Raw genomic sequence first — 14,543 nt, forward strand, 5'->3', positions numbered from 1 at the left:
TCAACTTGAGGTCAACAGTTGTTTATGGATATCGCAGAAGTGGCCAAGCGTTCTGGGGTTCCCGCCTCTACATTGCGTTTCTATGAAGAGAAAGGGTTAATCAACTCTGTGGGCCGGCAAGGGCTGCGCCGGGTGTTTGGCGCCGATATACTGGAGCGGCTTGCGTTGATTGCGTTGGGGCGAGCCGCGGGCTTTTCGTTGGATGAGATCGCTCCGATGCTAGGGGCTAACGGAAACCCAAATATTGATAGAGAGTTGCTGACCCAAAAAGCCGAAGAACTGGACGCTACCATCCAGAAGCTGATGGCCATGCGCGATGGCCTTCGGCACGCAGCCGTGTGTTCTGCGCCAAGTCACATGGAATGTCCTAGGTTCCGTCGCTTGCTCGGGTTAGCGGCCTCTGCTGCGATTAAAAATAAAGGTTCGGATAAGCGGCTGAAAAGGCGTAGGGGAAAGGGCTTGGGTTTTTGATGCTCTAGGTTATGATGGATTTCAAAAAAATTATTGGGTCGCACGATTCTTGTTTTTCAATACTTGTAGCCAAATCGAAACAGACGTCCATAACAGAAACCTGTATATTTCCCCAATCTACGCTAACAACCAAGCGAAAGTCTTCGCTGCTCAAAAGGGAATGAACCATGTCAAAACAAGAAACGGTATCGGCACTGGCGCTGCCGCCCACCAGTCGCCAGAAGCTATTTGTTCGGTATACGCTCGCCATTTTGATCGATCTGGTGGTGCTGGGGCTATTTAACGAGTATTGGGACCGGGTGCATATTGAGGCTTTTTCGGTGGCGTTGCTGGTGGCGGCGTTGATGCAGCTCTTGTTGCAGGCAACCTTTAAGGTTGAGCATTACGTTAGCGATTATTTCAAGACCAAGTCGGGTGCGGCGGCCAAAGGGGCTTATTATGTTGCCGTCTGGTTTATTCTGTTTGTCTCAAAATTTATTATGCTGGGCGCCATAGAGTTCGCGTTTGGTGATCAGATTCACTTTGACGGCCGCTTTCATGGCGCCGTACCATTTATTGCTGTGGTGGTGGTGATGATTGCCGCCGAAGAGCTGGTGGTGCGTATTTACCGCCGCCTTGGCGACCAACCTTAATTCAAGGCTTCCAGTTGCTGTTCCAATGCCTGTGCCAGCCAGCTTACCACTGCGCCGCCCTGGGCCTGCTCTGACTCTAGGGCGCTGAATACCTTCCACCAGTTGGCGCTGCGGTGGTGGATGGTTTTTAAAGTTTCTGCACGCAGCGCCTGGGCAATTAATGGCAGCGGCAAGTCTGCCCAGCCCGAGCCATCGATCACGGCATCGCGTATCAATTCGTATTGCGTAAATGCCAGGTAGTTGGCCGTCTCGGGTGATTCGGCCACCAGCATGGCGTCTTGCATATAGGCCAGTGTAATTTCGGTGTGGGCCACCAGGTCGTCTTGAGTGACTCGCTTCAGCTGGCTTAAGGGGTGGTTGGGGGCAGCTACGGTGAGCATGCGCACATCGGCCAGTTCACGAAACCACTGGTAGCCTTCGTTTAACAGCTCGGGCATCAGCCCATAGGCAACATCCACCGATTGGTTACGCACCAAAGGTGCCAGTTCGCGCGGCGGCGCCAGGTACACGGTAACACTGGTTTGCGGAAACTTGAGCTTAAGCTGGCGCAGCAAGTCGCGCCACACCGGCTCGGGCAGTGAATCGTCCCGCGCGATACGCAAAACCGATTCGGCCCCGCTTAAGTGATGTTGGCAGCGCGCCTGAATTTGCCCTGCTACCTGCTCAAGGCGCCGACCATCGGTCAGGATGGACTGGGCAATGGCGGTAAGCTGCAGCCGGTTACCTGTGCGTTCAAATAACTCTACCCCTAGCTCATCTTCCAGCGCCGTCAGCATGGTGCTTACCGTGGTGCGGCTGCGGTTTAGCTCGCGGGCCGCGGCGGCCACGCTGCCGTGTCGGGCAATACAAAGAAACGCTGAGATCTGAGAAATCTTCATGGGAACCTGTGACGGTTTTTCCGTCGCTGAGTGACTCACGCCTGTGAGCGGATACCGATAATATGGCCTGTAACGCATGGGAGGTCAAAATGTTTACGTATCTGGCGCGGGAAAATATGGCGCTGATTATATCGGCGCTAATGGCTGGCCTGTTTGCAGTGGCTGGTACCGTCTGGGGGTTATGGGCGCAATCGATGGTAATTTTGTTCGACGGCGCCTATTCGCTGATCAGCTTGGGGCTGTCGCTGCTCTCGCTGTACGCCGCGCGAATTATTCGCCGCCCGGCTAACAGCCGGTACCCCTTTGGCCTGGGCGCGGTAGAGCCTTTAGTGATTGCCGTAAAAGGCTTGGTGATTGCCATTGTCTGCCTGTTCTCGCTGCTGTCAGCACTGGTGGGTTTGGTGCAGGGCGGCCGCCCGATAGACGTTGATATGGCCATAGGCTTTGGCGCCATCAGTTTTGTGGGCTGCGCTATGGTGTGGAGTTATCTGCGCTGGGCTTTCGGCCGCAACGACAGCGGCTTGGTGCAGGCCGAGCAGCGCCAGTGGCTGATGGACAGTGCCTTGAGTGCCGCCGTAACCTTTGGTTTTGTGCTGGCCTGGCTGCTGGAGCAAACGGCGTGGGCTCATTACGCTGTGTATGCTGACCCGGCGATGATGGTACTGATTTCCGTGTACTTTATCGCTGTGCCGGTCAAGATGGTGTTGGGCGCTGTGCGCGAGCTATTACTGGCGGCGCCGCAAGCGGAGCAGTTGCCGGAAATTCATGAAACCCTGCAAGAATTAGGGCTTAACCCGCGCAAAGTTAAAGTGGTAAAGCTAGGCCCCAATTTATTGCTGGAGGCTCGGTTGGTGCGTGCTTAAGCAGGCTATTATACTTAGCCTGCACGCATTCAACATTTTCGGTGACGCAACGGGCTACGTATGAAAGCCAAATCACTCATGAGCGATAAAGTTGTTACCGTTGAGCTGGACGATACGCTGGCGACGGTTAAAGACATTTTTGATCATGTTAATTTTCATCACCTTTTGGTGGTTGAGAATAAAAACCTGATGGGCGTGATTTCAGATCGCGACCTTCTCAAGGCGATTAGCCCTAATGTTGATTCGGTCGCTGCCACCACAAAAGACCTGGCGACTTTAAATAAAAAAGTTCACCAGATTATGGCGCGCCATCCAAAGGCGGTAAGCGTTGAGGCTTCGGTAGCGGCTGTAGTGGAGCTGTTTAACGCCCACCCAATATCCTGCATTCCCGTGGTTAATGAAAATAACGAACCTGTGGGTATTATTTCTTGGCGGGATGTCATGCGCGCGCTGGGCGAGCGTATGAAAAAACAAGGCGCTTAAACAGCAGTGGCTAAACTGACGTTCTTCTGCGGCAAAATGGGCGCCGGAAAATCTACCCTGGCAAGAAAAGTGGCGGCGCAAAATCAGGCCGTGTTGCTTAACGAGGATGAGTGGCTGGCCAGCCTGTTCCCCGGCCAAATTATTTCGCTGGATGATTATGTGCGTTTTTCCAGCCGCTTGAAGGTGCCGGTAAAAGGGCTTGTGCAGTCTATGTTAGCCGCAGGGACTGATGTGGTAATGGACTTTCCGGCGAATACCATGGCGCAACGAGCGTGGTTTCGCGAGTTGCTTGATGCCACGTCTGCTGAGCACGAGCTTGTGTTCCTCGATCTTTCCGATGCAACTTGCCTTGCTCGCATTGAGCAGCGTCGGCTAGTCGAGCCTGCGCGGGCGGCAACGGATACGGCCGACATGTTCGCCGCGGTTACTCGTTACTTTCAGGCACCCACAGCGAGCGAAGGATTTAATGTGGTCAGTGCTGAAAAAATGGGTGCGGGCTAGCTGGACTAGTGTGTATCCAGGCTTGAAGTGTAAACGGTTACAATTCTTTCAAATAACGCTACAGCAATGAATTTCGATTCGTTCTAAGCTATTTAAGGCCTCTAATAATTTTTATGACGCAGTTCCGCTAGCGCGACTGGCTTTGCTTTACACTAAAAATGTAACCGGTTGCACATCTTCTAATAATCAAATGAATCGGAGTACCATAATGCTAAAAACGAAAAAGCACCTGTTTCAAACCATGCTAACCACTGCGGCAGCTACACTGCTGAGCGCCTCTGCCCAGGCCGGCTTTTACACCGACGGCGCCACGTTAAAAGATGACAATGGCAATGCATTTGTCATGCGAGGGGTTAACCACCCGCACGCTTGGTATACCAACCAAACCTCGCAAGCCATTGCCGATATTGCCGCCACCGGGGCGAACTCTGTACGCGTGGTGCTTTCCAGCGGACACCGCTGGAGCCGTACCTCCGCCAGCGAGGTTCAAAGCATTATTAATTTGTGCAAAGCCAACAATCTGGTTGCCGTGCTGGAGGTGCACGACACCACCGGCTACGGCGAAGAGAGCGGCGCGCAAACGCTGGCCGGTGCTACTGACTATTGGCTGGATATTGCCAGCGTGCTTCAGGGCGAAGAAAACTACGTGATTATCAATATTGGCAACGAGCCGTTCGGCAACGGCGCTCCTGCCAGTGATTGGGTGAATGCCCACAGCAGCGCGATCACAAGGCTGAGAAACGCGGGGCTTGACCATACGCTTATGGTGGATGCGCCAAACTGGGGGCAGGATTGGCAAAACCTCATGCGCAGCAATGCGCCAACGGTTGTGGCGGCGGACCCAAACCAGAATGTTGTGTTCAGTGTGCACATGTACGAGGTGTACGACACCGCCAGCAAAGTGCAGAACTACATCAGTGGCTTTGTGGCGGACGGCCTGCCCTTGGTGGTGGGAGAATTCGCCGCCGACCACTACGGCAGTGAGGTCGCTGAGGGCGCCATATTGCAGGCCGGTGAAACTTACGGTGTGGGTTATTTGGGGTGGTCCTGGTCGGGCAACAGCAGTAACTTAGCGTCGCTTGATATTGTGCAGAACTTTAACGCTGCGAATCTCACCAGCTGGGGGCAAACCCTTCTGAATTCTGCGAACGGCATTGCTAACACCTCAAACATTGCCACAGTGTATACCGGCGGTGGTGGTAATAACGGTGGCGGCAGTTCCAGTTGCGGTACGCACAATGGTTATCCCGTATGCTGTGATGCCTCGTCCGATCCGGATGGTGACGGCTGGGGCTGGGAGAACAGTCAAAGCTGCGTCGTTACATCGCAAACCGGTGGTGGCAGCTCAGCGGGTACCTGTGATTGGTATGGCAGTATGTACCCGGTTTGTCAAAACACGCAATCCGGCTGGGGTTGGGAGAATAACCAAAGCTGTATTTCGCAAAGCACCTGTAATTCACAGTAAACCTATCGCACCCCGGTTCGCGGGGTGCGCCTCTCTTTCATATTCTTCTCTCGCTCGTACGCTTTGCAGGGGCTTAATTTGTGCAGCGGCGCAGGTGCTAAAGCGCTATTCTGTAACGGACTGCCAAACCTACTTATTTTCAAGGAGAGAATCATGCGCTGGCAAAACCGCAGACGCAGCAGCAATATTGAAGACCGACGTGGCCAGCGTGCATCTGGCAGCAATGCAGGGGCTGCGCCGCTGTTACGCTTGCTGCCTATGTTGCTGGGGAGTAAAGGCGGAAAATGGGTTGTGTTGATTATTGGCGCCCTGTTTGTGGCCTCTTACCTGGGTGTCGATATTCCTTTTTTATCGGCCAGTGGCCCCAGTGGTCAGCAGAGCCCGGCTTACCAGCCCAGTGCGGCAGAGCAAGAACTGGCCGAGTTTACCGCTGTGGTTCTGGCCGATACCGAAGAAACCTGGGGGCGGATTTTTTCTGAGGGCGGCGGCCAGTATCAAGAGCCCACCTTAGTGATGTTTAGCGGCGCGGTGAATTCGGCCTGCGGTCGCGCGCAATCGGCCATGGGGCCATTTTATTGCCCGGCGGATCGCAAGGTGTATATTGATTTAAGCTTTTACCAAGATTTAAAAAATCGCCACAACGCCCCCGGTGATTTTGCTCAGGCTTACGTTATCGCCCACGAGGTGGGTCACCATGTGCAAACGCTGTTAGGTATTTCCCCCAAGGTGCGCGAACAACAAGCCCGTGTGAGTAAAGCCGAGGCCAACGAGTTGTCTGTACGCCAGGAGTTGCAGGCCGATTGCTTTGCCGGCGTGTGGGGTTACAATGCCAATAAATTTCGCGATTTATTAGAGCCGGGCGACCTGCAAGAAGCGCTGGTGGCGGCCTCGGCCATTGGCGATGACCGTTTACAGCAAGAGGCGCGCGGTTACATTACCCCAGAGTCTTTTACCCACGGCACCTCACAGCAGCGAGTGGCTTGGTTTAAACGCGGCTTTGAAACCGGCGATATGCGGCAGTGCGATACTTTCTCGGCGCCTATTTAAGTAACGACCCTAAAAGCCCTCGCACCAGTTTACGCCCCAGCCCACTGCCCAAGCTGCGGGCGATGCTTTTCATAAACGCTTCGCCAACACTTTGCCGCGATGAGCGCCGGGTTTTGCTTGTTTTGCCTTTACTCTTTTGTGTTTCTTTTTCTGCGCGTTCGGCCATTTGTGCCTGGCGTTTTTGCAGGATTTCGTGAGCCGACTCCGGATCTAAAGCGGTGGCGTATTTCGCTTGCAGTGAATCATTGTTTATCAGCTGTTGGCGTTCGGTCTGCGTAATGGGGCCAATTTTAGAGCGGGGCGGGGCCATCAAGGTACGCTGTACCATGCCGGGTATGCCGCCCGGCTCAAGCGTTGATACCAAAGCCTCACCCACACCTAGCTCGGCGATAACTTGCTCGGTGTTTAGGGCGGGGTTGGGCCTGAACGACTGCGCCGCTACACGCACGGCTTTGCGCTCTTTGGGTGTGTAAGCGCGCAGTGCGTGCTGAACCCGATTACCCAGTTGGCCGAGAATATTATCGGGAATGTCGCCGGGGCTTTGGCTGATAAAATAAATACCCACGCCTTTGGAACGGATCAGTCGCACAACCTGTTCGATTTTTTCTACAAACACCTTGGGGGTGTTTTTAAAAAGCAGGTGCGCTTCATCGAAAAACAGAACCATGACAGGCTTCTCTGGGTCGCCTACCTCGGGTAAATGTTCGTATAACTCAGACATTAACCACAGCAAAAAGACCGCGTAGGTTCTAGGGCTCTGCATCAAGGTACTGGCATCCAGAATATTGATAACGCCAGCGCCATTTTGCTGGGCTATTAAATCGCCGAAGTCCAGCGCCGGCTCGCCGAAAAAGTCGCCCAGGTTTTCCTGCTGCAAAAGTAATAAACGCCTTTTTATAGCGGCCACCGAGGCTGCCGAGACCCGGCCGTATTCCGCCTGCAGCTCTTTGACATTTTGCTGCACAAAGTTAAGGCTGGTGGTCAGATCGTTTAAATCCAGCAGCAGTAAACCCTGATCGTCGGCATAGTCAAAATTAATGCTCAGAATAGATTCCTGAGTGGTGTTCAAATCCAGCAGACGCGCCAATAGTTGCGGGCCCAAATCGGAAATGGACAGACGTACCGGAATGCCCTCGGCGCCGGTTAAATCCCATAATCGCACCGGGTTTCCGGCAAAGGTAAAGTCCGGTATTTGCATCGCAGCGAGGCGTGCGTCTATGTTTTTGTGCGCTTTTCCCGCCCGGCTTATGCCCGATAGATCACCTTTTATGTCGGGTAAAAATACCGGCACCCCAAGGCGCGAAAATGACTCGGCTAATACCTGCATGCTCACTGTTTTGCCGGTCCCGGTGGCACCGGCAATCAAACCGTGGCGGTTGGCCAGCGATGGTTCAAGGGTAATATTGGCACCTTCGGCGCCGCCGAGAATAATGGGAGCGGGCATAAGCTTTCCTCTGCTGCAATGTCCTAAACCGTACATTTTTATGCAATCGTTTAGCGGGCAATAAACTATAGCCTATATCATGGGGTGGCAATATTGCAGAAGCGGGCGCGAGTTAAGGCCGCTAAATCCTGCGCGGTTAGCTCGATCTCCAGGCCGCGCTTACCCGCGCTGATGTATATAGTGGAGAAATTTTGCGCGGCCGTATCGATAAATGTGCGCAAGGTTTTCTTTTGTCCCAGGGGGCTGACGCCGCCCAGCACGAAACCTGTAGTGCGCTCAACTTTTGCCGCCGCTGCCATGCTCGCTTTCTTCGCGCCAGCGGCTTTTGCAAGGGCTTTGAGTTGCACACTTGAGTCAACGCTTACCAAGGCCACAACCAATTCGCCGTCGGCCAACTCCGCCACCAGAGTTTTGAAAATGCGCGCCGCCGCGACGTTCAGTGCCTGGGCCGCTTCTTCGCCATAGGCGGTGCAGTTTGCGGCGTGAGTATATTCGTGTAAACGGTACTTGGTGTTGCTCTTATCAAGCAGAATAATTGCTGGGGTCATAATCGTTTTTCTCGAACTGCGAAACCGTTAATGCATAGCGGATGTGATTAACCTCTTCGCCGTATAAATCTTCTGCCGCCATGATTTTTCGGGTATTGCTAAAACCCAGTCGCTCGGCAATTGCACGGCTTTTTTCGTTGTGTTCGGCGGCGCAGAGTATCAATGTATGCAGTTTGAGTACCGCAAAGCCGAACTGGCACAGGCTGTTCACACTGCGGCTCATTATGCCCTGGCCGCAAAAATCTTCCGCCAGCCAGTAGCCAATACGCGCTTGCCCGGGGGATTTATTGATTGCATTGAGCGAGCAAACTCCTATTTTGCGGGCGGCGTGAACCACGCAAAAAGTGGCATCGCAGCCTTGCTTGTTGTCTTGCGAGGCATCGGCAAGAAACTTTTGCATATCCGCTAATGTGGTGGTCGCGTCTACCCAGGGCAACCACTGGCGCAGGTGCAGACGATTGCTGTCCACCAGGGCAAATATTTCCGGGGCGTCGGCCACCATAACCGGTTGCAGGCTGACCTGCGCGTCAACGGTAATCGGCTGCATGATTTTTCCTCCTGCCATATTTAATCACAATTGATCAGCGCTTTGCCCCTTTCGGCCCCGGCGCTTCCTTAATGCTTTGTTTTACTGCACTCATCGATACTAACGGAGAAGTGCAATGGGCAAACACATAGGACTATGGCTGCTGCTGTTGGTCTGCTGCAGTGCGGCGGCAGAGCAGGGCGAATCAACCGGGCAACTGCTGCTGGATGGGCAACGGCAGGCGCTGCACCTGTCCAGCCATTACCAGTTGAGTATTCAGGGGTTAGAGGCTCGGGTAGAGCTGACTCAGACGTTTAAAAACACCGCAGAGCAATGGGTGAATGCCACCTATGTGTTTCCGCTGCCGGAAGACAGTGCGGTAAGCCGCTTGACGATGAAAGTGGGCGAGCGAATTATCGAAGGTGAAATTCAGGAAAAGCAGCAGGCCAAACAAACCTTTGCGGCCGCTAAAGCTGCAGGTAAAAAGGCCAGCTTAATTGAGCAGCAGCGCCCTAATTTATTTCGCCAACAACTGGCGAACGTGGGCCCCGGTGAAACCGTTGAGATCACCCTCGGTTACAGCCAGCAGGTCATTTACGACGCTGGCGAATTCCGCCTGCGTATCCCAACGACATTAACACCGCGCTATATACCGGGTGTTAGCCGCGCCGAATTACTGCCCGAGGCAAGCATCACTACCGGTGTTACGGGCTGGGCACTGCCCACCGATCAGGTGGCGGATGCACACTTAATTACGCCTGCCCAAGTTAAAGCTGATTCGGCGCAGCCGCTCAACCCGATGACGATAGAGGTAGAGCTTCATGCTGGGGTACCACTGCAGTCCGTGACGAGTGATACCCATAAGGTGCGCGTTGATGCAATAGGCGGCTCGGACGGTGAACGCCGTATTCTGCTGCAAAACCAGGTTGCCGAAATGGACCGGGATTTTGAGTTGCGCTGGCGCGCCAGGGCCGACGCATCGCCGGTGGCCGCACAGTTTGTGAGCCGTTGGCGCGGTGATCGCTACGCGCAAATTTTGCTCATGCCGCCCCAGCAAGTGAACGCCGGGCAAGTGTTGCCGCGCGAGCTGATTTTGGTGGTGGACACCTCGGGCTCCATGGCCGGGCAGTCGATAGAGCAGGCGCGAAAAAGTGCGCTGATGGCGTTGGAGCAACTGAACACTGAAGACCGTTTTAATGTGGTGTTTTTTGCAAGCCATACGCGGGCTGTCTTCTCCCAGGCAGTGATCGCCAGTGAGCACAACAAGCAAGAGGCAAGGCGTGAAATTCTCGCCATGCGCGCCGATGGCGGTACTGAAATGCACTCGGCGTTGTCCCGTGCGTTTGACCACACCGCGCAAGAGTCGCATGTGCAGCAAATAGTGTTTGTCACCGACGGCAGCGTTGGTAATGAGGCGCAACTGTTAACGCTTATTCATCGTCGTTTGGGGGATGCGCGCCTATTTACCGTTGCCATTGGCAGCGCCCCCAACCGCTTTTTTATGCGCCGCGCCGCCGAATTTGGGCGCGGCAGCTTCACTGAAATTGCTAACGCCAGCCAGGTGCAAGAGCGTATGCAACAGTTACTGAGTAAGTTGCAAAAGCCTGTGGTCACCAACGTCAGTATCGATTGGCCGCAACCGGTCGAGTCCTTTCCACGGCAGGTGCCCGACTTGTATTGGGGGGAGCCGGTGCAGGTGATTGCCAAATTACCGCCTTGGCCTTCACGTTCGGATGCGCGGGTGGTCGTGCGCGGTGAATCTGCGGGCCAGACCTGGGTGCGTGAGTTGGTGCTGAGCAATCCCGCCGAGAATGACGAGAACACCGTGCCGGTACTGGCGCAGCGATTTGGGCGCGAAAAAATTGCCTTTTTAGAAGATGAGGCTTATCGCTTGGGCGAGCGCGATAGTGCGGCAGCCAAAATACTGCCGGTGGCGCTCAAGTATCAGCTTATGTCACGTTTCACCAGTTTAGTGGCGGTGGATAAAACACCGAGCAAGCCCGAGTCGATTACTGCGCAAGACCATGAGATAGCCAGTGCGATACCAGCGGGCTCCGCCATGCGGGCGGTAGGTTACCCGCAAACCGCAGCTGGTGTGGTGTGGCACTGGCTGCTGGGCGCGGTGGCGCTGTTGATGTTGCTGGCTATGCAATACAAAGGGGTGCGCTATGGACGCTAAGATAAAAACGTTTGTGGTGCAAAACCGCAGCCGCTTGTTGGTCAGCGCCGTGTTGCTGGTGGTGCTGTGTTACCAGTGGGGAAGCGCTTTAGGTATTGAGGTAAAAGCCAGTGTGGCGCAGCTGCTAATTGAGCGCGCCTGGCAGCAAAAGCTTGCCGCGCCTGAGCTGCGTGTTGCGCCTTGGCCCTGGGCGGACACACAGCCCGTAGCGCGTTTGCAGTGGGTGAACGGCTCGGGTCAGGTGCAGCAGGATTTGTTTGTTCTGGCCGGAGGCCACGGTGAAGCCCTCGCGTTTGGGCCTGGATTGCTGGACGGCTCGGTAGACTCCGGCGCACGGGTGATTGGCGGCCATCGCGATACGCACTTTGGTTTTTTGCGTGACCTCAAGCGCGGCGATACGCTGCGCTGGCAGGGCGAGGATGGTGTCTGGCGCAGCTATACCATTAGCCAATACTCTATCGCCGATGCCAGCCGTGAGCAGTTGTGGATAGAACCCGCTGCCGATACTTTATGGCTGGTCACTTGCTATCCCTTTGATGCCGCTGTGCCCAGGGGCGCGCTGCGCTATGTAGTGCGTGCCGATCGCGCTTGGCAAGCGCAGCCGGCGCTGGGCAGGTATCAGGCGCGGTTGTAAGCCAAGGCTGAAGCGAATGATTAAGGGGACTGGGTAAGTTGTTAGGGGTGTTTGGCGAGCAAGGGCTGTTGCAAGTTGGGCGCTAGCCCCGGGTGGGGATGTTCCAGCACCAGAAGGCTGGCGTTTGGGCTGCGGATGGCCTCCAGAGCGTCGCCGAAATGTTTTTCTAACAGGCCATCAAGCGTGCCGTTGTGGGTGATCTGGGACAATCCCTGGCGGATGCGCTCGGCGAGTATCGGTTGTTTGCCGCTGACGTAAAATACCATCGCGTGTGGGTAGTAGATAATCAGCTCGGGCAAAATGCTCAGCTCATTGGCAGCGCGACTGCTCTGCAGTTCGTGGTGCGCCTCCGCCAAACCTAAAAGCACCGCGTCAAAGCGTTTATAGGCGAGCATGTCCAGCAGGTTTTCATAGCGGCCGCTGTCCTCTACGGTAAAACGGTTGAAGCGTAAAATGTCGGTATCGGCCCAGCCTTGGCCCTGGCCAATAACTAAGTTGCGCAGTTGGTACTGGGCGGTAGCGCTTTGTATCTGCGCTTGTTCCGCCTTGCGCACAATGGCCGCCCGGTAGCCCAGCAGGCCGTTCATGGTGGGTAGCTCTATGGCGATCAGCTGGCCGGTTTGGGTGTAATGATCTTCGCGTAACCCCGAAACATAGACATTAACCAGCTCGCCTTCCGCGACAGCCAGACGGCCTCGCTGCGCGCCCAGCAGGTCGTTGTTGACTGTGTATTGATAAGAGGGAAACTGCTCGGCAGTGGCATCGAGGATGGTCTGTAACAGCTCTGCCTCGTAGGCGGTTCGCCCGCTTTTGCCGCCCCATAAGGTGACGTGCATCTGGGAGTTTGAGGCTGCAGAGGGCACGCTGGCTGGCTCTGCCTCTGCACAGAAGCCGTAGCTTGCGCAGAACATCAGGCTGATAAACGTCGTAAACGCGAGAACGCGCTTAATTCTTCTGGTGCATTGCATACATCCGCCCAGTGCGCTCACGGAATGCCCGTGGCGTATATTATGTCATTATTGTGACAGGTGTTATATCGCTTTGCCGAGCCTTTGGCAAGAGGGCGAGTGTATACTTTATTGTCATAACCCAAGGAGCTAAAACGGATCAGCTATGTCGGCACGACGCAATTTACAGGGGTTAAAAGTCGCCAGCGCTTTGCGCGAAAGCTGCTTTGAGGAAGGGTATAACTTCACCAAGCTGCGCGGCGATTTACTGGCGGGCATCACCGTGGGTATTTCGGCCATTCCTCTGTCCATGGCCTTGGCAATTGCGATAGGCGTGCCCCCCGAGCACGGTCTGTATACGTCGCTAGTAGCCGGGTTGCTGATGGCGGTATTGGGTGGTTCTCGGTTTTCGGTGTCGGGCCCAACGGCCGCCTTTGTGGTGATACTGCAGCCGGTGGTACAGCAATACGGTTTGTCCGGTTTGTTGCTTACGACGCTCATGTCCGGCGTGTTTATGATGCTGATGGCCGTCGCCCGGTTTGGCAGGGTGGTCACCTACATTCCCAATACCGTTACCTTTGGGTTTACTTTGGGCATTGCCCTGATTCTGGCAACCATCCAAATACCGGATTTACTCGGCCTGGTATTAACCGAGCCTATGCCCGACTTTTATTTCGCCAAGTTGTGGATGATTCTTCGCCACCTGGCCACGGTACACTGGCCCACGTTGTTGGTAAGTGTTGCCTCTTTTGCGGTGATGTACGCCTGGCCATTACTGCGCATTCCCATTCCGGCCCATCTGCTGACGATTGTTGTTGGGACATTGCTGGCATTTTTACTGGCCCACTGGGGCTACCCGGTAGCCACCATTGCTACCAGCTTCGAGTATCAGGCCCCGGCCGGACATACCGTGGCGGGCATACCCAACTTTTTGCCGGAGTTTGTTCCCCCCTGGCGGCAGGGGCAGGGTGAGCCCTGGTCTCTGACTATGATGAGTTCGCTGTTACCCCAGGCGTTAACCATCGCGCTGTTGGGTGCTATTGAGGCACTGCTGTGTGCGGTAATGCTTGAGCGTATGACAGCCAAGCGCTATCACGCTAACGCCGAGGTTTTCGGTTTGGGTGTGGGCAATACGGTAGCTGCGTTTTTTGGGGGCTTTAGTGCTGCCCCAGAGCTGGCACGCTCTACCACGAACTTGCGCGCCGGGGCCGCCACGCCTTTAGCGTCCATCGTGCACGCGCTGGTCATTGCGGTCAGTTTGCTCTGGATTGCGCCGTATCTAAAACATTTGCCCATGGCGTGTATGGCCACACTGGTGATTATTGTGGCCTGGCGCATGTGTTACGGCCGACAAATCATTGCCACCATTCGCACGGCGCCACCGGCGGATGTGTTGGTGTTCAGCGTATGCTTATTGCTGACGCTGATGGTGGATATGGTGGTGGCCATTGGCAGCGCAGTGGTGATTGCCGCTCTTTTATTTATGCGCGATATCGCCGCCATGACCAAGGTCAGTGACATTACCAAAAAGCTCAAGCATGTTCCCAAGCCTTTGCCTGAAGGCTGGCGGGTGGTGAAAATATCCGGCCCGCTGTTTTTTGCCGCGGCCGATAAAATTTTTGCCGAGCTGGATCGGTTGGCAAAAGATCAGCGCGGTTTAGTCGTCCACATGGACGGTGTGCCACTGTTGGATGCTGGTGGGCTTGATGGTTTTGCGAGTTTTTTAAAACGCTGTAAAAAGCGTAAAGTAGAGCTGATATTGTCCGACATCCAGTTTCAGCCTTTAAAAGCCATGGTAAAGGCGCAGATAAAACCTGAGAACGGCAACTTTTTTGTCTATCCTACTTTAGCGGAAGCGCTGGAGGCCGTGATTGATAGTGACCCGGTAGCAGCGCCGGCTGTGGCAGAATAATGAACTGCACCAA

15 protein-coding genes are annotated in these 14,543 nt (G+C 54.8%); 10 read left to right on the plus strand and 5 right to left on the minus strand.

Annotation, left to right across the window (positions count from 1 at the left end; all coding sequences use genetic code 11):
* Positions 1 to 24: 24 nt before the first annotated feature.
* Complete coding sequence (locus tag D568_RS0101420; RefSeq protein ID WP_020207774.1) at positions 25 to 471, plus strand: helix-turn-helix domain-containing protein; 447 nt, start codon at positions 25 to 27, stop codon at positions 469 to 471.
* A gap of 167 nt (positions 472 to 638) precedes the next feature.
* The gene (locus D568_RS0101425) at positions 639 to 1,103 is read left to right on the plus strand and encodes a hypothetical protein (RefSeq protein WP_020207775.1); all 465 of its coding nucleotides are present in this window, start codon (positions 639 to 641) and stop codon (positions 1,101 to 1,103) included.
* Here the strand turns inward: D568_RS0101425 and D568_RS0101430 are convergent.
* Positions 1,100 to 1,981, minus strand: coding sequence for a LysR family transcriptional regulator (locus D568_RS0101430; protein WP_020207776.1), 882 nt, complete (start codon positions 1,979 to 1,981; stop codon positions 1,100 to 1,102). The genes D568_RS0101425 and D568_RS0101430 overlap by 4 nt on opposite strands.
* 89 nt (positions 1,982 to 2,070) lie before the next feature.
* Here D568_RS0101430 and D568_RS0101435 point away from each other — a divergent pair, with 89 nt between their 5' ends.
* From D568_RS0101435 to ypfJ, 5 genes are all read left to right on the plus strand, one after another.
* Positions 2,071 to 2,844 (plus strand): cation diffusion facilitator family transporter, encoded by a 774-nt coding sequence (locus D568_RS0101435; protein WP_026286777.1) that lies wholly within the window; start codon positions 2,071 to 2,073, stop codon positions 2,842 to 2,844.
* A 60-nt stretch (positions 2,845 to 2,904) separates the two neighbouring features.
* Positions 2,905 to 3,327: a CBS domain-containing protein gene (locus D568_RS0101440; RefSeq protein WP_020207778.1), complete on the plus strand. Its 423-nt coding sequence runs from the start codon at positions 2,905 to 2,907 to the stop codon at positions 3,325 to 3,327.
* Between the two features lie 6 nt (positions 3,328 to 3,333).
* Complete coding sequence (locus D568_RS0101445) at positions 3,334 to 3,828, plus strand: P-loop nucleotide/nucleoside kinase family protein (RefSeq protein WP_020207779.1); 495 nt, start codon at positions 3,334 to 3,336, stop codon at positions 3,826 to 3,828.
* A 208-nt stretch (positions 3,829 to 4,036) separates the two neighbouring features.
* Entirely contained in the window at positions 4,037 to 5,293 is a 1,257-nt protein-coding gene (locus D568_RS0101450) for a cellulase family glycosylhydrolase (RefSeq protein ID WP_020207780.1), read from the plus strand.
* Between the two features lie 153 nt (positions 5,294 to 5,446).
* Positions 5,447 to 6,340: a KPN_02809 family neutral zinc metallopeptidase gene (gene ypfJ, locus D568_RS0101455; RefSeq protein WP_020207781.1), complete on the plus strand. Its 894-nt coding sequence runs from the start codon at positions 5,447 to 5,449 to the stop codon at positions 6,338 to 6,340.
* On the opposite strand, the gene D568_RS0101460 is transcribed toward ypfJ, so the two are convergent.
* The 3 genes from D568_RS0101460 to D568_RS0101470 form a co-directional block, all read right to left on the minus strand.
* On the minus strand, positions 6,333 to 7,784 hold the full coding sequence (locus D568_RS0101460) for a helicase HerA-like domain-containing protein (protein ID WP_020207782.1): 1,452 nt from the start codon (positions 7,782 to 7,784) through the stop codon (positions 6,333 to 6,335). The genes ypfJ and D568_RS0101460 overlap by 8 nt on opposite strands.
* Positions 7,785 to 7,861: 77 nt before the next feature.
* Positions 7,862 to 8,332: a Cys-tRNA(Pro) deacylase gene (gene ybaK, locus D568_RS0101465; protein WP_020207783.1), complete on the minus strand. Its 471-nt coding sequence runs from the start codon at positions 8,330 to 8,332 to the stop codon at positions 7,862 to 7,864.
* Entirely contained in the window at positions 8,307 to 8,879 is a 573-nt protein-coding gene (locus tag D568_RS0101470; protein ID WP_020207784.1) for a GNAT family N-acetyltransferase, read from the minus strand. Before D568_RS0101470 ends, ybaK begins: the two co-directional genes overlap by 26 nt.
* Positions 8,880 to 8,994: 115 nt before the next feature.
* Here D568_RS0101470 and D568_RS18855 point away from each other — a divergent pair, with 115 nt between their 5' ends.
* Complete coding sequence (locus D568_RS18855) at positions 8,995 to 11,037, plus strand: marine proteobacterial sortase target protein (RefSeq protein WP_020207785.1); 2,043 nt, start codon at positions 8,995 to 8,997, stop codon at positions 11,035 to 11,037.
* Complete coding sequence (locus D568_RS0101480) at positions 11,027 to 11,671, plus strand: class GN sortase (protein ID WP_020207786.1); 645 nt, start codon at positions 11,027 to 11,029, stop codon at positions 11,669 to 11,671. Before D568_RS18855 ends, D568_RS0101480 begins: the two co-directional genes overlap by 11 nt.
* A gap of 41 nt (positions 11,672 to 11,712) precedes the next feature.
* On the opposite strand, the gene D568_RS0101485 is transcribed toward D568_RS0101480, so the two are convergent.
* Positions 11,713 to 12,639, minus strand: coding sequence for a type 2 periplasmic-binding domain-containing protein (locus D568_RS0101485; protein WP_040515986.1), 927 nt, complete (start codon positions 12,637 to 12,639; stop codon positions 11,713 to 11,715).
* Positions 12,640 to 12,784: 145 nt separating this feature from the next.
* Between D568_RS0101485 and dauA the strand changes: the two genes are divergently transcribed.
* On the plus strand, positions 12,785 to 14,530 hold the full coding sequence (gene dauA, locus D568_RS0101490; RefSeq protein WP_020207788.1) for a C4-dicarboxylic acid transporter DauA: 1,746 nt from the start codon (positions 12,785 to 12,787) through the stop codon (positions 14,528 to 14,530).
* The last annotated feature ends 13 nt before the right edge of the window (positions 14,531 to 14,543 follow it).

Origin of the sequence: Gilvimarinus chinensis DSM 19667 (assembly GCF_000377745.1) — a bacterium.
GTDB lineage: Bacteria > Pseudomonadota > Gammaproteobacteria > Pseudomonadales > Cellvibrionaceae > Gilvimarinus > Gilvimarinus chinensis.